Annotated in this window: 15 protein-coding genes; 10 read left to right on the top strand and 5 right to left on the bottom strand. The window is 56.8% G+C overall.

Features of this window, described 5'->3' with window-relative positions:
* Positions 1-36: 36 nt before the first annotated feature.
* On the top strand, positions 37-807 hold the full coding sequence (locus tag U6G28_00830) for an arginine deiminase family protein (GenBank protein ID WRS30273.1): 771 nt from the start codon (positions 37-39) through the stop codon (positions 805-807).
* A 97-nt stretch (positions 808-904) separates the two neighbouring features.
* Here the strand turns inward: U6G28_00830 and U6G28_00825 are convergent, their stop codons facing one another.
* Positions 905-2,371 (bottom strand): family 20 glycosylhydrolase, encoded by a 1,467-nt coding sequence (locus tag U6G28_00825; GenBank protein ID WRS30272.1) that lies wholly within the window; start codon positions 2,369-2,371, stop codon positions 905-907.
* Between the two features lie 166 nt (positions 2,372-2,537).
* Positions 2,538-3,824 (bottom strand): MFS transporter, encoded by a 1,287-nt coding sequence (locus U6G28_00820; GenBank protein ID WRS30271.1) that lies wholly within the window; start codon positions 3,822-3,824, stop codon positions 2,538-2,540.
* Positions 3,825-4,185: 361 nt separating this feature from the next.
* Here U6G28_00820 and U6G28_00815 point away from each other — a divergent pair, with 361 nt between their 5' ends.
* The 6 genes from U6G28_00815 to typA all read left to right on the top strand — a co-directional run bounded on the left by U6G28_00815 (position 4,186) and on the right by typA (position 14,115).
* On the top strand, positions 4,186-5,169 hold the full coding sequence (locus U6G28_00815) for an ABC transporter permease (GenBank protein ID WRS30270.1): 984 nt from the start codon (positions 4,186-4,188) through the stop codon (positions 5,167-5,169).
* 9 nt (positions 5,170-5,178) lie between these two features.
* Positions 5,179-6,333, top strand: a complete 1,155-nt coding sequence (locus tag U6G28_00810) for an ABC transporter permease (GenBank protein WRS30269.1) — start codon at positions 5,179-5,181, stop codon at positions 6,331-6,333.
* The gene (locus tag U6G28_00805; protein ID WRS30268.1) at positions 6,330-8,594 is read left to right on the top strand and encodes an ABC transporter ATP-binding protein; all 2,265 of its coding nucleotides are present in this window, start codon (positions 6,330-6,332) and stop codon (positions 8,592-8,594) included. Before U6G28_00810 ends, U6G28_00805 begins: the two co-directional genes overlap by 4 nt.
* Positions 8,595-9,043: 449 nt before the next feature.
* Positions 9,044-10,879 (top strand): ABC transporter family substrate-binding protein, encoded by a 1,836-nt coding sequence (locus U6G28_00800; protein WRS30267.1) that lies wholly within the window; start codon positions 9,044-9,046, stop codon positions 10,877-10,879.
* A 258-nt stretch (positions 10,880-11,137) separates the two neighbouring features.
* Positions 11,138-11,956 carry a PH domain-containing protein gene (locus U6G28_00795; GenBank protein WRS30266.1) on the top strand — a complete coding sequence of 273 codons (819 nt, stop codon included), beginning with the start codon at positions 11,138-11,140 and terminating at the stop codon, positions 11,954-11,956.
* A gap of 239 nt (positions 11,957-12,195) precedes the next feature.
* Entirely contained in the window at positions 12,196-14,115 is a 1,920-nt protein-coding gene (typA, locus tag U6G28_00790) for a translational GTPase TypA (GenBank protein ID WRS31254.1), read from the top strand.
* Positions 14,116-14,146: 31 nt separating this feature from the next.
* On the opposite strand, the gene U6G28_00785 is transcribed toward typA, so the two are convergent.
* Positions 14,147-14,383 carry a hypothetical protein gene (locus U6G28_00785; GenBank protein WRS30265.1) on the bottom strand — a complete coding sequence of 79 codons (237 nt, stop codon included), beginning with the start codon at positions 14,381-14,383 and terminating at the stop codon, positions 14,147-14,149.
* Positions 14,376-14,948, bottom strand: a complete 573-nt coding sequence (locus U6G28_00780; protein ID WRS30264.1) for a TetR family transcriptional regulator — start codon at positions 14,946-14,948, stop codon at positions 14,376-14,378. The genes U6G28_00785 and U6G28_00780 overlap by 8 nt, the downstream gene beginning before the upstream one ends.
* Before the next feature lie 128 nt (positions 14,949-15,076).
* On the opposite strand from U6G28_00780, the gene U6G28_00775 reads away from it, so the two are divergent.
* The 3 genes from U6G28_00775 (at position 15,077) to U6G28_00765 (ending at position 17,794) form a co-directional block, all read left to right on the top strand.
* A complete protein-coding gene (locus U6G28_00775; protein WRS30263.1) occupies positions 15,077-15,847 on the top strand; it encodes an SDR family NAD(P)-dependent oxidoreductase in 771 nt (256 codons plus the stop codon).
* 70 nt (positions 15,848-15,917) lie between these two features.
* Entirely contained in the window at positions 15,918-16,280 is a 363-nt protein-coding gene (locus tag U6G28_00770) for a DoxX family protein (GenBank protein WRS30262.1), read from the top strand.
* A gap of 263 nt (positions 16,281-16,543) precedes the next feature.
* Entirely contained in the window at positions 16,544-17,794 is a 1,251-nt protein-coding gene (locus tag U6G28_00765; GenBank protein WRS30261.1) for an AI-2E family transporter, read from the top strand.
* A gap of 124 nt (positions 17,795-17,918) precedes the next feature.
* Here U6G28_00765 and U6G28_00760 read toward each other — a convergent pair whose 3' ends face one another.
* Positions 17,919-18,884, bottom strand: coding sequence for a linear amide C-N hydrolase (locus U6G28_00760; GenBank protein WRS30260.1), 966 nt, complete (start codon positions 18,882-18,884; stop codon positions 17,919-17,921).
* Positions 18,885-19,175 lie beyond the last annotated feature (291 nt).

The following is a 19,175-nucleotide window of genomic DNA, read 5'->3' as shown; positions in this document are numbered from 1 at the left end:
CACAATAGAGTAGTCGTCATCATAGGAGTCTCATTAATGTCCAAAATCGCTTTGGTTCGCCGCCCCGGTCCCCGTTTGAACGAGGGACTCACTGACAACATTGAGAAGGTCGAGGTTGATCTTCCCCTTGCGATCCAGCAGTGGGAGGCCTACGTTGCCATTCTGCAGGCGCATGGGTGGCAGACCATTGAAGTGGCACCGGCTGATGACTGTCCAGATGCAGTTTTCGTTGAGGATACGGTACTCATGTTTCGGAACGTCGCGGTTTCGACCAGGCCAGGAGCCGATTCCCGAAAGCCTGAGATTTACGGGACCCGTGATGTAGCGGCAGAGCTTGGATGCTCACTCAATCAGATCAAGGCTCCCGGTACGGTCGACGGAGGCGACATTCTGAAGGTCGGAGACACCGTATACATTGGCCGCGGTGGTCGCACCAACGCCGAGGGGATCGCACAGATGCGGAGTATCCTCGCGCCCCTTGGGGCAGAGGTTGTGGCGGTTCCCGTAACTAAGGTTCTTCACCTCAAGACGGCGGTAACCGCACTGCCAGATGGAACGGTAATTGGCTATCCGGACTTCGTTGACAACCCGGCGATCTTCCCACGCTTCCTTCCGGTCCCGGAGGAACATGGGACGGCAGTCGTTTGTCTGAGCGATACCGAGCTGGTCATGTCTGCTTCGGCGCCCAAGACCGCGGACTTACTGCGCAACCTTGGATACACCGTTACTACGACCCCCATGACAGAGTTTGAGAAGCTTGAAGGCTGCGTTACTTGCCTCTCGGTGCGTGTTAGAGCCCTCCCCTAAGCGGTTTGCCAATCAGATAAGGGTCTGACACGCCGCGAAATCACGGCTAAATGACCCCGATGTGATTGGCAAACCAGTGCGGGCTTGGGGCGACGCCCTAGTGCTTCCAGTCAACTTCCGGGGAGCGGTGCCATCTCAGTTCGGCGCTGTCCCAGTACTCAGGATGGTCAGCAATCCGAGAACGGAAGTCATCCCAATCTCGCGACTCCTGCGCGGTCCAACCAACCTCGGCGAGGGCAGGAATTCGGGGCAGTAGCATGTACATCAACTCATCAAGGGTGCGAATCCGTTCCGTCCACATTCCTGCCTCGACCCCAACAATGTGTTCCTCATCGACACCGGCCAGCTGTTTAGCTGGATCCCACAGATAGGATTTCGGCAGCTCGATCAGCCCGGCCCAGTCCTGACCATAGGGTGTCGATTCGTTGTACATCATGTCGAAGTAAGCGTGCGGTGCCGGTGACATCAGTACGCCGTGGCCATTTGCAACTGCGTCGAGAACGGGAGCCGGATCGACGTTACTGTTCCAGTACTGCACCACTGAGTCCGGAGGCAGTTCAGCGCCACCAGATTCTTGCCAGCCAACGACCTTCTTTCCGGTCTGGGCAACGGCCGCTGCCGCTTGCTCAACTAGAAGTTTGTAGTCTTCCGCGCTCTGTTCAAGAGCCTCGTCGCCCCCGATATGAACGTACTCACCGTTACCGGCAAGGGCTGCGACTTCAAAGACATCGATCATGAACTCTTTGGTGAAAGGTACGCCAGGGTATAGCTTACTGAATCCGACTTTTGTGCCCGCATAGGCGTCAGTCGGCTCCCCGTCCGGCATCAGTTCCCCGTACGCATGCGTTGCTGCATTGGTATGGCCTGGAACATCAAACTCTGGGATCACAGTGACTCCATGATCCGAGGCGTACTGAACCAGGTCCGCGAACTGCTCCGTGCTGTAGAAACCGCTCCGTCCACCTTCGCCCGCGGTCATTCCCGAGATCTCGGTGAGGCGAGGCAGAGACGGAACCTCCAGGCGCCACCCCTGATCGTCCGACAGATGCAGATGCAACGTGTTCATGCGGTAGAACGCCAGCAGATCAACCAGCGTCTTCATTTCGTCGATCGTGTAAAAGCTACGTGAAACATCCATTGAGATCCCCCGCCAGGAGTACCTGGGGGCGTCCTCAACAACACACTGCGGGATTCCAAGGCTGCCATCCCGGTTTGTTTCGACGAGTTGAGTGAGCGTTGCGATCGCGCGTGCTAGGCCTTTGGTCGAGGGGGCCGAGAGTTGTACGAGGTTCTCTCCTACCGAGATTCGGTAGGCTTCCTCCGTCGGCTTTCCCATGGAATCCGTCAGGTCCGGATAGACCGAATAAAACTCGGGGTCGACGGTCAGTTCGATCATTCCCGTCCCCGAACCGGGAGTTCCAGGTCCGGCTATCGCGAGCTTGGCCCTTTCGATCATTGCCGCCAGTTCATCCGCGCCGTTGACCGCTGCAGTATCAGCTCGAAAATACGGGCCGTTGATCGACTTGAAAGACTTGGGAAGAGGGACGAGGTTAGAGATACTCATGTCACAATCGTACTAGTGGCCGACAAGTCGGCAGAATCCGTGAGCTCAGATGGCCCCGCATTTGTGTCAGCTTGGGAGTGCGTTGGTATCGATTTGAGCGGCCGGTTTGCGTTCCCAGACTGACACACTTGTCAGTGGAGACAGTGAAGATCGGCAACTCGCGGAGTTATCTCAGTTCGTTGTCGATAAAACGATCTCGGGTTGCTACCAGACCGGATGCAACCAAGAGCACCGAGGTACAGGCTAGGACAACCAAGATTGGTGGCCAACTGCCTACCTTTCCGAATGCCGCACCGACCAAAAAGGGGCCCGCAGCAGCCAGAAGGTATCCGACAGGTTGAACAAAACCTGAAACCGTGGCGGTGACAGACGCAGTTCTCGTCCTCTCAATGATCAATGCGAGTGCTGTCGGAAAGCAGAAACCAGAAACCCCCAGGCAGAGAGCCCAAAGCCAGGGGAGGAACGTGGGCGCAAATGCGATTCCCAGATATCCGCTGGCAAGCAGGAGCCCGAAAAGGACAATGGAGGGACGAAGCCACCTTCTTCTCGCGACAACGCTGGGCATAATTAGACCACCAGGGATACCGCAGAGGGCGATGATTGTCATCATCACTCCGGCCGCATCCGGGCTTAGGCCACCTGCCCGATAGGCCGATGGAGCCCAGCCGAACTGAATGTAGGCCTGCATTGACTGCAACCCAAAGAACAGCATTAGCGCTACGGCGGTGGGGGAGCGGAACATCGTCCACCAGTGACCCGAACGGTTCGTGACTTCACCGCGCCTACGGAAGTGCGGTACTCCTATATATAGGAGGGCCCAGACCAGCAGTGCGACAAGGCCGAATACTCCCCATACACCGAGCGCCATGCGCCATCCTCGACCTGGCGAGGTTGCCTCGATGCTCTGGTTGATCGAGGTGGCAAATAGGACGGGTAGGGTCGAACCCGCTGCCAGAGCAGTGGTGTAAACCGTTGACATGGCTGCCGCTCGCCGGGGAAACTCGGCCTTGATATACGCGGGTAGCACCACATTGCCGATAGCAGCGCCGGCCATGGCCAAGATCGAGAAGAACAGGAACCAGCCCCAGGAACCGGCTTCGACACGGACGAACATGCCGATCGTAGTCACCGACATAGCCAGGATCAACGAACCTGTTATTCCGGCCCATGAGGTGAGTCGATTGGCTAGCAAACCCACGACGGCAAAACAGAGTCCGGGCAACGCCGTTAGCAGACCTGCATCGGTGGCGCTTAAGCTCAGCCCGTTGGTGATCTCGTTTAGCACCGGGCCAACAGCGGTTGCGACCGGCCGCAATGAGAGAGCAGTAACAATGGTCGCTAGTACCATCCCCACTACCACTGAGCGAGTACGCCATGCCTGTGAGTTCCGGGCGAAGGGGGAGCCGTAGGGTTGCTCGCAGCACTCCTCGTTATCTTCCCCGTCCTTACTCACGTCACTATTGTCTGCCAGGTCTGGCTAAGCATGTTGGATCGTTCATGTGGATTTGATAACGAGAACAACACCAAAAGGCCCGCTCAGAGTGTCTTAGAGTCCGATAGGCAGTTACCACCTTCACCGTCGCAATTGCGTCACCCATTGGAGCTTAGGGTGGCCTTATCTACGGTTATCAACAGAATTCTCTTGCCCGCGGACTTTCTGATACGTCACCTTGAGTGTCGTGGGTTCAGTAGTTTCCTTGTGTTGCGGGTAGGGTAAGTACCCAGCAACAAAGGCCCATCTGTTGAACCAGAGGGTTTTGGATGCAGTTTCTGCCGACTGCAGGCGGCAGGAAAGACTGGAAAGACTATTTCATATGTATCGCTACCTATTACGACGACTGCTGAACTACACGGTTCTGCTGTTCATCGCGGTGTCTCTGGCGTACTTCCTAGCGGGAACCGCACTTAATCCCCGTGCGACGTTCGACTTCACCAACCCCAACCTTGACGTCGATGCGATTAACGCAATGCTGACAAGGCTAAACATCAACCCGGATACGCCGGTCCTGGAACGTTACTGGATTTGGCTCCAGAACGTGGTTCTTCACTGGGACTGGGGCTATACCCCGGCACAGAAGTCCGTCAATGAGATCCTCTCAACTCGCATTTGGGTTTCAGTTCGCCTGATTTTCATCGGCTCGTTCGTTGGCATTATTGGTGGTGTGGCGCTCGGTGCCTGGACCGCAACTAGGCAGTACAAGGTTTCTGATCGTGTCATCTCACTCCTGGCACTGATTGTGATTTCCACCCCGACCATCGTCATCGGTACGGTCTTGCAGATCCTGGCAATCAAGTTCAACCAGGCCACCGGAACAAGCTTCTTCGAGTTCATAGGCGAGACTGGAAAGATCGGTAGCTATCCCGGCGCAGAGATAATCAATCGCGCACAACACCTGCTGTTGCCAACTATCACCATGTCACTGGGTGGCATTGCGACCTACTCCAGATATCAGCGCAACCTGATGCTTGATACTTTGGGCCAAGACTACGTGCGCACAGCTCGCGCGAAGGGTCTGCGCAAGTCTGCCGCTGTGCGTAAGCACGCGTTGCGCACCGCGCTGGTCCCTATGGCGACGTACTTCGCATTCGTTATCGCGGGACTGTTCACTGGCGCGACGGTCACCGAACAACTGTTTGCATGGCATGGCATGGGTATTTACTCCGTCACCTCGATCCAGGGACACGACATCAACGGAACGGTTGCGGTCGTGGCGTTCTCTGCGGCAATGACGTTCATGGGGCTGATGCTTGCAGACGTGTTCACTGTTGTCGTTGACCCGCGCGTGCGAGTTAGTTAGGGGCGAACAGTGGCGAAAAACAATGAGCAGAACTTTGACGAAATGCGTGAGAACGAGGAGTTCAATGAGGCTCCGCGCGATCCCTCGCACCCTGACTTCTCAGATGACGCGATTACGCGAGAAGTAGACTCTTACAACACTGGTGCAAGTCAGCCTGATCCTGCGGGTGAACTACCACTTGATCCTGACGGTCTAACGTCAGCCAATCCCGATCCCAAGGCGGGTATGACTCCTTCGGTGGCTGTGGCTCTCCAGGACCAAGAGTTGGCCGCGGCTGAAGCCGTGACTGGTGAACCTGCATCGCTCACTCGCACCCAGCTTGTGATACGTCGATTTATGCGGCAGAAAACCGCCGTCATCGGTCTGGTAGGTTTCCTAATCATTGTGCTCTTTGCACTCGTGGGTCCCTACATTGCGAGATGGGACTACACCACCGTTGATAAAGCCGCATTTTTGAAGCCACCGAGCGCTGAGCACTGGTTTGGCACCGGACAGACTGGTCGAGACCTGTTTGCCCTAGTAATCGAGGGTCTGCGCAAGTCGATTGTCATTGGAATTAGCGTTGCCTTGATCCAGACGACGGTTGCGGCGCTGGTTGGGGCCTCGGCCGCGTTCTTCGGGAGGTTCTACGACAAGGCGATCCTGTGGATCATTGACCTGCTTCTGGTCATCCCCTCGTTCCTGCTTATTGCGATCATCTCGCAGAAGTTCGGTGGCACAAGAGGCGCGACTTGGACCCTGATTTTCCTTTTGGCGGCTTTCGGGTGGATGCTGACCGCACGTGTTGTTCGTTCAATGACGCTCTCAGTTATCTCTTTGGACTACGTCCGGGCGGCCAAGTACATGTCCGTGCCCTCGTTCGCGACGATCACCCGCCACATAATTCCCAACGTCTCCTCATTCCTGATCATCGACTTCACTCTGGGAGTGGTCTCAGCGGTCATGATGGAGACCTTCCTTTCCTACTTCGGGTTCGGTGTGCAGTCACCGGAGACATCGTTGGGCGTCCTTCTTTCCGAGGGACAAAAGGTAGCGACCAGCTTCCCATGGGTCTTCCTAGCGCCGGCAACAGTGCTAACCCTGATGCTGGTCTTCATTAACTTCATGGGAGATGGGCTCCGAGACGCCATAGACCCGACTTCGCAGTCAGGAGGAGAGGCATGAGCAAGCGAAGCAAAGACAAGCTTCCATTTGAGAGCGCTGCGCTTCCAGAACCCTCTAGTGGCAAGCCGGTGCTCGAGGTCAAGGACCTCCACGTGACGTTCCCGTCAGAGGACGGACGAGTTCACGCAGTCCGAGGTATCAACTTTGAACTGGGCAACGGAGAAGTCCTGGGGATCGTGGGTGAATCGGGATCTGGCAAGTCTGTTACCTCCATGGCGATCATGGGGTTGCTGGACGACAACGCCAAGGTTGAGGGCTCTGTCAAGCTGTTCGGAACGGAGATACTGGGCCGTTCCGACGAGTACATGTCGAACATCCGTGGCAAGGTCTTGTCGATGGTTTTCCAAGACCCGCTGTCGGCCCTCACCCCGGTTTACACCATCGGCTATCAGCTGGTTGAGGCCCTTCAAATTCATCAGAAGCTGAGCAAGAGCAACGCTGAGGCACGGGCCATGGAACTCCTAGAGATGGTCGGGATTCCGAACCCTGAAGTGCGTTTCAAGTCCTTCCCGCATGAGTTCTCAGGCGGAATGCGCCAGCGTGTGATGATTGCAATGGCAATCGCCAATGACCCTGATCTGATCATTTGCGACGAACCGACGACGGCTCTGGATGTGACGATCCAGGCGCAGGTGCTTGAGCTGCTAAAGACAGCTCAAAAAGAGACCGGTGCAGCGGTCATCATGATTACGCATGACTTGGGCGTCGTGGCTGGAATCGCTGACCGCGTCGCGGTGATGTATGCGGGGCGCGTTGTCGAGTTTGGCGAAGTGAACGATATCTTCTACCGTGCGCGCATGCCTTATACGATCGGACTGTTGGGGGCCCTTCCTCGTCCTGATGAGAAGTCGGATAGTGCGCTCGCCACTCTTGATGGAAACCCTCCGTCGATGCTGAAGAAGCCGACTGGATGTCCGTTCGCACCGCGGTGTCCGATCGCGACCGCAGCTTGCTTGAATGGCGAACCAGTCTTGTTGCCGGTAGCTGATGACAACCGAAGAACAGAGGACAGCCAGCCCGGTGACACTGAGCTAAGTCACGGCGAACTTGGCGGGTCGATTCATACCTCTGCCTGCATCAGGGCATCGGAGATCGGCGAGCATGAGTGGACCTATAAGGACATTTATCCGATTCCGCGTCATATCGACCGCGAGTCGGGGCGGCGCGACCGCGATCTGCGTGAGGACGTACTGAAGGTCGAGGAGTTGCGGAAGTACTTCCCCCTAATGAAGGGCGCGGTGTTCAAGAGGCGTGTCGGTACCGTCTACGCGGTCGACGACATCTCCTTCACTATCAAGTCTGGCGAAACCATGGGACTGGTCGGCGAATCGGGCTGTGGCAAAACGACGACTCTCCTTGAGATTTTGGATCTCGTTAAGCCCGAGGGCGGAAGCATTGTCGTTTTGGGGCATGACACCTCCCATCTCACTCGTTCAGAGAAGAAGGAGGTTCGTAAGGACCTTCAGGTAGTCTTCCAGGACCCAATGGCATCGCTTGACCCCCGTATGCCGATCTCAGACATTATCGGTGAACCACTCAAGTACAACGGTTTTTCAAAGAAGCAGACGCGTGAGCGTGTCAACGAGCTTATTGAACTAGTCGGGCTGGAAAAAGCGCACCTCAACCGGTACCCGCGGCACTTCTCTGGGGGGCAACGACAGAGAATCGGTATCGCCCGTGCACTGGCACTGGAGCCGAGCTTGCTGGTTCTTGATGAGCCCGTCTCCGCGCTTGACGTGTCGATTCAGGCGGGTGTTATAAACCTGCTGGATGACCTTAAATCGAGGCTGGGGCTGTCCTACCTTTTCGTGGCTCACGATCTGTCGGTTGTTAGGCACATCGCCGATCGGGTTTCGGTTATGTATCTCGGCAAGATTGTGGAGAGCGGCGACGTTGAGGAGGTTTTCAAACATCCACGTCACCCCTACACCCAGGCGCTACTATCGGCCATCCCGGTGCCCGATCCTGAACTGGAGAGATCCAGGAGTCGCATAATCCTCTCGGGTGATCTCCCCTCGCCAGCCAATCCTCCTTCGGGTTGTCGATTCAGAACTAGGTGCCCTCTCTACCGAATGCTCCCCGCCGATAAACAGAAGAAGTGCGAGGATGTTAGCCCGGAGTTGATCCCGCGGGCAGAGGGCGTGGACCTGGTAACTGCATGCCATTACCCGGAGTCCATTAACGTCTTCGCACCAAACGATGCGCCAGATTCGTTAGCGAACTCGATCCTTGCTCCGGAGGCAAATCCAGTCGCGATCTAGTGTCCTGTGCCGCAGATCGGCCCCTGTCCTGCGCAGCGAGCCCGCACCCCCGGGGTGTCTTCGTTTTGCTTGCCTTGCGACATACCGACTCTGCACGGGATATAGGAAACGAGTCTGCGACCGGACATTAGGTTTCTTACCCACCTGAAACTGCCCCGAGTTGGACCTTATGGCCTGCCGGGGCAGTCTCATATTTCGGATAGGGCCTTGTAACCCGGCTCTCAGTTTTGATCGTTTAGGTTACGTTTCGGCGGCGAAAGTTACCGGTGGAGGGGACCGGGCCACTCACTTGGTCTAATGTTTACTCGATTGTGTGGGCACACACGGGGATTCCTCTGTGATGGAGACCAACACAATGTTCGCCCCTTGAAGCCGTGCTTCTGGCGAACAAGGTCTGCGCCTTGGGCTGGACCGAAAGATTTCTGTAAATCTCTATTTGGAGGTATTTGATGCGACGCAAGGTCTATGGCCTCGCAGCAGTTGCCGCCGCAGGGGCACTGGCACTAGCCGGTTGTTCCTCCAGCGGAGGCGGACAAAGCGGTCAGAGCGGCGATAACGCAGGCGCGCTGGAAACTGATGGCGACACAGTCATCAGCGACAACCCGGGAATCAACCCCCAGCCGCGCGACGCGCTTGCTCAGGGCGGAGAACTCCGCCAGACGATCTCGGCAATGCCTACCTACTGGAACCCAATTCACCAGGCCGGTAACAACGTGGACAACAACCGAATCGGTAACTTCACCGGCGTTCGTAACTGGATCTACGCCGCTGACGCATCCTTCGTTCCGAATCCTAACTACGTTAAGGACTACGAGCTGAAGGTGGGGGATGAGGCGCCGAACGGCAAGCAGCAGGTCATCCTGCACCTGAACGAGAAGGCCATCTGGGGCGACGATACGCCGATCACCTGGAAAGATTATGAGGCAACCGGAAAGGCTTGCGGCGTTGCTTCTGATGAGGGCGATGTAGCTGAGTCTGACGCAACCGAGGATACGGACGCGGTTGAGGAAGAGGCCGGCGAGGTTTCCGCTTTCGAGTGTGCATCCCGTGATGGTTGGGACCACTGGGAATCCGTTTCTCAGGGTGACACCGAGTATGACGTTGTGATCGACTTCAAGGATGTCTTCCCCGACTGGTCTGCAGCGCTCTCAGAGGTGTACCCGGCCAGCGGTGTTTCGGATGCCGATACATTCAATACCGCTTGGTCAACCCCAGACAACAAGTGGTGGGCCGGCCCCTACAAGTTCGCGAGCGTCGACGAGGCTCAGCAGACCGTTTACCTTGAGCCGAACGAAAAGTGGTGGGGTGAGGCTCCGCTGCTTGATTCGGTCTCATTCCGCGCCGCTGATCCCGCTACCTCTGCCGCAGGCTTCGCGAACGGTGAGGTCGATGTTCTCGAGGGCATCATCGACGCCCAGCAGTACCTGCAGGCTGAGACCCGCGCGGACGCTGAGATTCGCCGCGCCGGTGGCCTGACCTGGCGTCACTTCACCTTCAATGGTGATACCCCGGCCATTTCGGATCCCGCAGTGCGTGTTGCTGTCAGCCGCGGCGTCGACCGTGCATCCATCACTGAGGCCGACCTCGCCGGTATCCCGGACCTGGTCCCCGCTGATCTGGTTCTTGAGAACCACTTCTTCATGCCGGGACAAGAAGGCTACCAGGACAACGGCTCTGAGTTCGGCTACGATCCGGAGCGCGCTCAGAAGGAACTTGACGAACTCGGTTGGAAGCTGAAGGACGGCGACACTGTCCGTACCAACGACGCTGGTGACAAGCTCACGATGGAATACGTCATGATGCCTGACATCTCTACCTCGAAGACCGAGGGTGAACTGCTTCAGTCTCAGCTTGCTGAGATCGGGGTCGAGGTCACCATCAAGAACGTCTCCTCTGATGAGTTCTGGGAAGAGTACGTCTTCCCCGGCAAGTTTGGCGTAGTGGCATTCGGTTGGCAGGGCACCCCGTACCCGATGGCTAACATCGGACAGATCTACAGCTGTGGTGAGAATGGCGACGGCAACTTTGGTCGCAATGGCGGTTCGAACTTCGCTAACGTCTGTGTTCCAGAGATTGAGGAACTGGCCGCAAAGATCGCTGTTGAACCCGACCACGACAAGCGCGTTGAGATGACCAACGAAGTTGACAAGCTGATCTGGGAGAACGGCATGGTTCTGCCGATTTACCAGCGCATGGAAATGACCGCGGTACCCGCGAACCTCGCGAACTTCGGTGCATTCGGTCTGTCGAACGTTCAGGCTGAGAACATCGGCTACATGAAGTAGAGCGTTTCGCCTGGCTGAATAAGCTGAGGGGCCCGAGCCCGGTCGTGGCTACGCGAGAGCGTGTCGTGACTGGACTCGGGTCCTTTGTTTCATCCTTCTTGATCTCTCCATCTTCGGTGGCCCAGTAATCGCGGTGCGTTCGGCTAGCGGTGCCGTCCAGAGTGTGCCCGCTCGGGGTGTGAAGTCGTCGTGATTCTTAACCGGTCGATGCTCGGGGCCCGGCAGGTTTGCCTGTGCGCGTATGTGTAGGCTCTTGTTGTGAACTATCAACTTGTCTTGCGATCACGAACCGGTCAGGTGGGCGCAGTGGTCGTCGGCGCATTCGGCCTGCTTTTTGTCGTCATGGTGTGGGGTTCCGATGGTCCCGCCAGCGGTATCGCCGCCGCGGCTATCGCACTTGCGCTCTGTTACTTCACATGGTTCCTCTGGGCTTGGCCATCGGTGACGGTCCAGCAGACCGGGATAACTGTCCGTAATCACATCCGCACTTACCTGGTGGGATGGGCCGCGTTACGGGAGGCAGAATCTAGTTACGGCCTGTATTTGGTGACAGTTCCTTCCTTGTCTAAGGAAGAATCCAAAGTTCCGGACGAGGTGCCGACTGGTGTGCGTTCGGCTCGGCAACCGAACTATGGTTCGTATCCCCTTACCGGTGGATCGGACACCCCGCCAAAGCGCATCTACTGTGCCGGAGTTCCTGCGCGAGGCGGATTCTCCTCAAGCCGACAAAAGGAAGCCCCCGTCATCCCGGAACTGTACTTCGAGAACGGTCCGCGTTTGACCATGCGAGTTGAACCTGCGGTTGCGGTGCGTTTGATTGAGGAGGAGAAGCTTCTTATCGATCACCCTGATCGTCGAGATCCGACACACCAGGCAACTAGACGCCAGATCGAGGGCTGGGAGTCCAGATCGGCACTGAAACGGCTTCTATATGGGCAGTCGTCTACGTCTTCGCAGAACGTGGGGCCAGAGAACACCAGACCTTTCACGGGCGTCACCACAAAGGTGAACTACCTTCAACTGGGTGGACTCATCGCAACCATTGCCGCGGCCCTAATCTTGGGCTTCACTTTCTGACCGGCGCTGTATGGCCTGTCTCCCCCTTCTGGGTTGCCAATCAGATAGGGGTCAGACACGCCGTAAAAACGGCGGGAAAAGACCCCTATCTGATTGGCAACCCAGAAGGGGGAGGAGTGAGCGGGTGGTAAACCTCGCACCATTCCAGGCCTTAACCGGGCTTAACCTTGAGTGTAGAAGTGACCCGATATCCCGCGCTCATTTCTTATGGCGCGACGACTTTCCCGATGGGACCCTGTATGCCGGTAAGGCCTGACATCCGTAACCTCGCGATCGTGGCGCACGTTGACCACGGCAAAACCACCCTTGTGGACGCGATGCTCTGGCAGGCGGGAGCATTTTCCTCCCACATGACCACCGAAAAGACCGGTGAGAGAGTTATGGATAGTGGAGACCTTGAGCGGGAAAAGGGCATCACAATCCTCGCCAAGAACACCTCAGTGAACTATGCAGGGCCTTCAGCTAAAGAAGTAACAGGGGCGGACCAGGTCTGCATCAACGTTATTGATACCCCGGGTCACGCGGACTTTGGTGGTGAGGTCGAGCGCGGACTTTCGATGGTCGATGGTGTCGTCCTACTTGTTGACGCATCTGAGGGACCGTTGCCACAAACGCGCTTTGTTCTCCGTAAGGCTCTCGCCGCAGATCTTCCGGTTGTACTGGTAATCAATAAGGTTGATCGTCCTGACTCCCGCATCGCTGAGGTGCAGGAGGAGACAACTTCGCTACTTCTCTCCCTCGCCGATGACCTTATCAACGAGGGACACGACGTTGACGTTGACGCCATTCTTGAAGTTCCAGTCGTCTACGCGGCTGCAAAAGCGGGGATGTCGTCGCTCAATATGCCCCCTGACGGGGAACTTCCTGACAGCGACCTCGAACCACTGTTCCGCACGATGCTCGAACGAATTCCCGGCCCGCATTATGAAGAGGGTGCTCCACTTCAAGCCCAAGTCACCAACCTGGATGCATCCCCGTTCCTGGGGCGTCTGGCATTGCTGCGCGTCCATAACGGCACGTTGCACCGGGGTGATCAGGTGGCGTGGATTCGTCACGACGGGACATCCCGAAATGTCCGGGTCACCGAGCTTTTACGCACTGAAGGCCTGGACCGTAAGCCCTCTGAGATCGCCACGGCCGGCGATATCGTCGCGGTCGCCGGTATCGAGGAGATCACGATTGGTGACTCCCTTGTCGATCCAGATGATCCGAGACCGCTGGAGCCAATTCACGTCGACGACCCGGCAATCTCAATGACTATCGGCATCAATGACTCACCTCTTGCTGGTCGAGTTAAGGGAACAAAGGTCACTGCGCGCCAGATCCGTGACCGTCTAGAACGGGAACTGGTGGGCAATGTATCGATCAAGGTTCTCCCTACCGAGCGTCCCGATACCTGGGAGGTGCAGGGGCGTGGCGAGTTGGCCCTTGCGATCCTCGTTGAACAGATGCGCCGTGAAGGCTACGAGATGACGGTCGGGAAACCCCACGTTGTCACCAAGGTCATCGACGGCAAGATCAACGAACCGATGGAGCTACTTACGGTTGACATTCCAGAGGAGCACCTGGGAGCCGTTACCCAGTTGCTTGCAACTCGCAGGGGTGTACTTCAGACGATGATTAACCACGGCTCCGGCTGGGTTCGCCTTGAGTTTCTGGTCCCCGCTCGCGGCCTCATTGGCTTCCGTACCCGATTCCTCACCGATACTCGCGGTACGGGAATCATGTCTTCGATTGGCGAGGGATATGCGCCGTGGCAGGGGGAGATCACCAGTCGACCCACCGGGTCTCTGGTTGCTGACCGGCCGGGGCAAGCAACCCCGTACGCAATGGCACAGTTGCAGGAGCGAGCCTCGTTCATGATCGAGCCGGGTTCCGAGGTGTACGAGGGGCAGGTTGTTGGTGAGAACCCTCGTAATGAAGACATGGATGTCAACGTGACCCGAGAGAAGAAGCAGACGAATATGCGCTCGGCCGGGGCGGATGTTCTTGAGGCGCTGACGCCCTCGCGCAAACTGAGCCTAGAAGAGGCCTTGGAGTTTGCCTCCGAGGACGAGTGCGTTGAGGTTACTCCCGATGCGGTGCGTATTCGGAAGGTCGCACTCGACGCGAAGGATCGCGCGAAGCTGGCTGCCAGGAAGAAGAAGGCTAGAGCATAGCACCGGAAGCGTGGCTCGTCACATTTGGGTTTCAGGCTGTCGGCGGTACCGGAGTAACCCTTCTGCCGGTGATCATAGTGTTTGCTTCGACTCGAACTTTTCCTCTACGAGCTTCGATCACCACGTAACCGGGTTCGCGCTCTAGTAGGGTACCGAGGGCATCGTGTACCCCGTCGGGTTCGCGATATCGCACGACGACGCGGTCTCCGATACGCCACTCCATCCAAGGTAGTGGCGGAGGAGTGGTTTCCGGGCGGGGGTTACTCATGTGACAGGCCGTTCCTCATCGCGTCTAGTAGGGTTACGACTCCGGCATCAAATCGCCCGAGAGCTTCGTCTGGTTCACTGCGAGCCAGGGCGATGAGGGCTGAGCCGATAAGTGAACCGATTATAGTTTCGGCTGCCGGAAGTGGAACACCTTCGTCAACGAGTGCCTGAGTCGGTTGAGCGAATAGTCCGTCGACGTCCGCGCGTAGGTCCTCGTCGTAGAGGGCTTCAATGAGAAGAGCAAAAAGCGTAACGAACTCTTCGCGGTGGTTCAGTCCGATCTGTCTCCACCTGCTAACAAGGTCTTCGAGAACTGCTGTGCCGCCCTCATTACAAGAAAGCGAAGCGGCGAACTCCGGCCCGACTTTGTTTGCGGCGAAGGTCAGCGTCGCTCGTCGCAGGTCTGCGATGCTCGGGTAGTGGTAGGTGACGGATGCGTGGGACACCCCGGCCGTGCTCGCGACTGCCCGATGGGTGAGAGCTCCTGCTCCGCCACCAGCAACAACACGGACCGCAGCATTGAGTAAGAGTTCTCGCCGCTGTTCACCGCGCACGTTCGTTGCCATGGATTCGTCCTAGTTCAAGCTCAGGGAAAAGGAATAAATGGATTCGCTAGTAGCAAAGATAGCGTGTGTTGACTATCGGTACAAATGTACCGATACTTGAAACAAGATATCCGAAAGGAGAGATCATTATGCCGGTAATTGCAGTGTTTGGCGCTGGCCCTGGACTCGGTCGGTCCGTTGCCAGGAAGTTTGGTCAGATGGGCTACCAGGTTGTCTTAGTTGCAAGGACCCAGGGGAAGCTTGACGCCCTTGCCGCCGAACTCAGCAGGTACGGGATTCGTGCCTATCCCGTAGCGGCCGATCTCTCGAAGCCGGAGCAAATGGGTGACCTTGCCGAGAGGATCCGTGAGGTTGCTGGTGACCCTGAAGTTATCTACTACGCACCGACTTCTCCTGAGATGACTTTCGTCCCCGCGACCGAGCTGACGGGCGAGAGGGTCGAGGCCACCACTTCGATACTTCTGACTTCCCTCGTCGAGTTGGTCCAGCAATTTCTTCCAAGCATGATGGAAAACGGTAGGGGAGCGATTCTCACTGCACAGGGTGCAACGGCTCTTACAGGAGTTCCAAAAATGAGTGGGCCCGGTCCTGCCATGGCTGCCCAGCGCAACTATCTGCAGGCTCTGGGAAAGGAACTAGAGCCAAAAAATGTGTTCGTGGGGCGGATGTACATTTCGTCCCTTATTGAGAACAGTGCGATTCATCAGACGCTAGAGAAGTCGGGCAAGAAACTCCCGGATATGGCTTTGGTGAATCCTGATGAACTGGCGGAAAAGCTCTGGAGGATGCAAGAGAAACGGCACCCCCACGAGGTTTCTGTGCCAGCTTTGAGCAAGCTGTACTTTCCTCTTACCGCGACAGCGCCCGTACAGAAGATTATGGCTCGGTTCGCGAAGTAGCTGGTTGACGGTGGCGCCGAGGGCGCCCAAGTCACGAGAAATAGTCCTATCCAACAACAGAAAGAAAATCATGACAGTCGCGCTTTGGATCCTTAACGTTCTTCTTGCCGTCGTATTTCTCGCGGCGGGCGCCATGCACGCCTTTCAGAGTCGCGAGAAGCTTGTTGCCTCGGGCATGGGCTGGGCTGAAGACACTTCCCCAGGAATGATCAAGACAATCGGATGGCTTGAGATTCTTGGCGCTATCGGACTCATCGCCCCTATGGCCAGTGGTATCGCCCCAATTCTGACCCCGCTTGCGGCCGTTGGTTTGACGGTCGTCATGCTTGGAGCGGTCTACACACACGCAAAACGTAAGGAATCCGTAGTGGTAGAGGCAGTCCTCGCAGTAGGTGCGCTGGCCAGTGCGATTTTGGGGTTCTTGGTTCTGTAGCCGATTTTCTGGAGTGGCGCCAGAGCTCCACCTCGGCAGGGGGGAGAGCCGATGCTCGATCTCCCCTCCTTCGCGCAATTCCCGGGTTTCTGGTCCAGCAGATTGAGTCTTCGAGCCGGTCTGGGAGGCTCAGGCTCGTCGTGAACACGCGCCACACCTCCCCGTTGATGCCGGTTAGAGCTATGTCTGAGCGCGGGAGTGTGGTGCACCTCGTTTAAAATCTGGCTAGTCGCAGAATGCCAGAGTGTGAGTATGCTGAGCAAATGAAAAGTGAGAATCCTGCGCCACAAGCCGGTGAGAGCTCGGACCACGACGCGTTGAGCACGAGCACGCCTGACGAACAGAAGTCTGCACTCGAGCGATTCACTGCGAACCAGAAACGTACGCTCGCGGTAATGACAGTGATCGTACTTTGTTTCGGTGCGTACTTTCTTCGGGAGTATCTGGAGCTAATCGCGCTCGCGGCGGTGCTTGCGTACCTGTTCCGACCCCTCTTCCTACGGCTCAAGAATCGGCTGAATGCAGGGGTCGCTTCCGTTCTTACACTGCTTTCAGCGTTGGCAATTGTCGTCGTTCCCGTGGGCGGCATTCTCACGATGGCAGGTATCCAGATTAAGCAGATGGTTGACACCGTCAGTGCTTGGGTGTCTAAGACTGACATGGGTCAACTCGGTCAGCGCATCTTGGATACGGTCAACCAGGCGCTTGACCGTATCCCTTACGTAGACATTGAGCTAACGCCTGAAAAAATCCAGTCTGCTATCTCGAGTTTCGCCACTAATATGGGGGAATTTGCCCTCAACCTCGCCAAGAGTTCAGTCGGCGGCATCGCCGGTGTTGTCACGGCTTCGATCATTTTTCTCTACGTGTTCATCGCGCTACTTGGAAGCGGCGACAAGATCGTCGTTCTGGTGAAAGATCTGAGTCCCCTGGACCCCGAGGTCACTGACATATACCTCTCAAAAATCGGTTCTATGGTCAAGGCGACGGTGGGAGGTCAGTTCGTCATCGCGGCGGTACAGGGAACTCTCGCGGCGATTTCAATATACATCGGGGGAATTCATCAGGGATTCTTCATGTTCCTGATCTTCTTGACCGTACTCTCAATCATTCCGCTGGGCGCGGGGATCGTAACCATCCCATTAGGCATTGGTATGGCACTCAGTGGAAACATCGTTGGCGGAATATTCGTGGTGCTCTTTCATGTTCTCATTACCTCGAACGCGGATAATGTGTTGCGCCCTGTTCTGGTCCCACGGAACGCCTATCTCCAACCCGCACTTATGTTGTTGGCGGTGTTTGCGGGCCTCTCAATGTTCGGGTTCCCCGGCATTGTCTTCGGGCCGGTGACGATGATCTTCATCGTCACGACGATAAACCTCTATCGGGTGGTGCTGAAGGGCGCTTCATGGGACGAGTTTGAGGGGACCACGGAAACAACGTCCCAGAAGAAGAACCTGTGGCAACGTCTAAAGGAGAAGTTCGGTCGAAGGAAGAAATCTAACGCCTCCTGAATCTGCGTTCCGCTCCCGAGCGCACCGACGGGTCGCCTAGCAAGGCCGCTCGCATGGGTGCATCGGCTCGCCGGGTGATTGTCTCGCCGCCCGCTATGCGTGGGGCCGCTCTGCTTGGGCTAGATCAGCGGACTTTGAACAGTCCGCTGACGTCACCAGAGGGTTCGTCTCGGATGCTCTCGGCGTCGAGATTCAGGATCTGCTCTGGACCGGGCTCAAAATCAAGTGCCTTAAGTCGAATCCAAACCACGTTCGGTCTGGTGGTCTCCTCAAAGAAGTAAATCAAGTTAGTTAGGTCAGAAACGGTGCGCCAGCGGGTCGTTGAGACGTACGGGCGAGCCACATCAATGACTCCAAATGGTGCTGATGCGTTGCGGGCAACGCTGAATACCTGGGCGGCAAACAGCTCCACGTCATTGGTTTCTGGCAGATGCCGAGAGTAGTAGGCTGCGCGGGCGAATCGGTCAGTTGAACTGACTCCGCCGGGGAGGGGCTGGTCACCGCCGAGTCCCTCATAGCGGCTAAGCAGTTCGAGCTGCTCGCTGTAGACGGGGGAGTTGGCCATCACGGTGTAGGCCGGTCCCTCATGAACGACGATCTTGCCATCAAGATATTCGACGACCGCGGAGTCTCCGGTGGCATCGGCCAAAGCTAGGTGTCCGGTTCCCGGCTTCTCACCGATCATCAATGGGATGATCTGAATCTTGCTTTGCACAAGCCACTCGACGGCGTCAGTGACTTTCTGGAACCTATCCAGCAAGCACTGGACCACCAGTCCCAGCTCAATCCCGGGACGCTGCGGATCCCTCTCACCATAGTCGGCCTCGGTCAGATACAACGCACTGACCTGGAAGCCCTTCTCGTTTAGGCCATCGACGGCTAACTTGCCGTACATGAGGGCGACAACCGATCCGTACTCAGACGTCCAGTCGAACCCACCTGGATAACTGGGTGAACTGGAGCGCTTCGTTCCTCGAGGTCTCAAAGCGAGTACGGTCGCGGTGTCTTCCCACCAATCCATGGTTCGACCAACGGACACGATTCCCTTGCCGGGATCCCCTCCAGAGGAGACTAAGAATCTGGTGCACATGCGGGTCTTCTTTCTGGTTCGATGTCTTCGGGTGCCGAGTGTTCACGGGACCAACTAATAGCAGTCTATTCGGGAAGCAGCGAGGCTTGGTGTGATGTCTTAATCTACGCGCACTCAATGAGTCCAGTTGGGTTCGCGAATCCCATATAGCCGGGGACTTCTGTCGGGTGTTGTCATAAGCCGGACTATTTCCCTCTTCTGCGCACAAGAAATGCGCGTTGATCGAGGAGTGGCCCGGGCTGCGGGTTTCTACCGGGTCTCTTCGGAAGGGCGACCACTTCGGCATTCCCT

Source organism: Actinomycetaceae bacterium MB13-C1-2, from assembly GCA_035621235.1.
Taxonomy (GTDB): Bacteria; Actinomycetota; Actinomycetes; order Actinomycetales; family Actinomycetaceae; genus Scrofimicrobium.
This window is presented reverse-complemented; position numbering and strand designations above follow the sequence as displayed.

Excerpts from the sequence above, each read along its gene's own strand:
- U6G28_00830 (WRS30273.1), top strand. The coding sequence starts at position 37 with ATGTCCAAAATCGCTTTGGTTCGCCGCCCCGGTCCCCGTTTGAACGAG.
- U6G28_00825 (WRS30272.1), bottom strand. The coding sequence starts at position 2,371 with ATGAGTATCTCTAACCTCGTCCCTCTTCCCAAGTCTTTCAAGTCGATC.
- U6G28_00815 (WRS30270.1), top strand. The coding sequence starts at position 4,186 with ATGTATCGCTACCTATTACGACGACTGCTGAACTACACGGTTCTGCTG.
- U6G28_00805 (WRS30268.1), top strand. The coding sequence starts at position 6,330 with ATGAGCAAGCGAAGCAAAGACAAGCTTCCATTTGAGAGCGCTGCGCTT.
- U6G28_00800 (WRS30267.1), top strand. The coding sequence starts at position 9,044 with ATGCGACGCAAGGTCTATGGCCTCGCAGCAGTTGCCGCCGCAGGGGCA.
- typA (WRS31254.1), top strand. The coding sequence starts at position 12,196 with ATGCCGGTAAGGCCTGACATCCGTAACCTCGCGATCGTGGCGCACGTT.
- U6G28_00785 (WRS30265.1), bottom strand. The coding sequence starts at position 14,383 with ATGAGTAACCCCCGCCCGGAAACCACTCCTCCGCCACTACCTTGGATG.
- U6G28_00780 (WRS30264.1), bottom strand. The coding sequence starts at position 14,948 with ATGGCAACGAACGTGCGCGGTGAACAGCGGCGAGAACTCTTACTCAAT.
- U6G28_00775 (WRS30263.1), top strand. The coding sequence starts at position 15,077 with ATGCCGGTAATTGCAGTGTTTGGCGCTGGCCCTGGACTCGGTCGGTCC.
- U6G28_00770 (WRS30262.1), top strand. The coding sequence starts at position 15,918 with ATGACAGTCGCGCTTTGGATCCTTAACGTTCTTCTTGCCGTCGTATTT.
- U6G28_00765 (WRS30261.1), top strand. The coding sequence starts at position 16,544 with ATGAAAAGTGAGAATCCTGCGCCACAAGCCGGTGAGAGCTCGGACCAC.
- U6G28_00760 (WRS30260.1), bottom strand. The coding sequence starts at position 18,884 with ATGTGCACCAGATTCTTAGTCTCCTCTGGAGGGGATCCCGGCAAGGGA.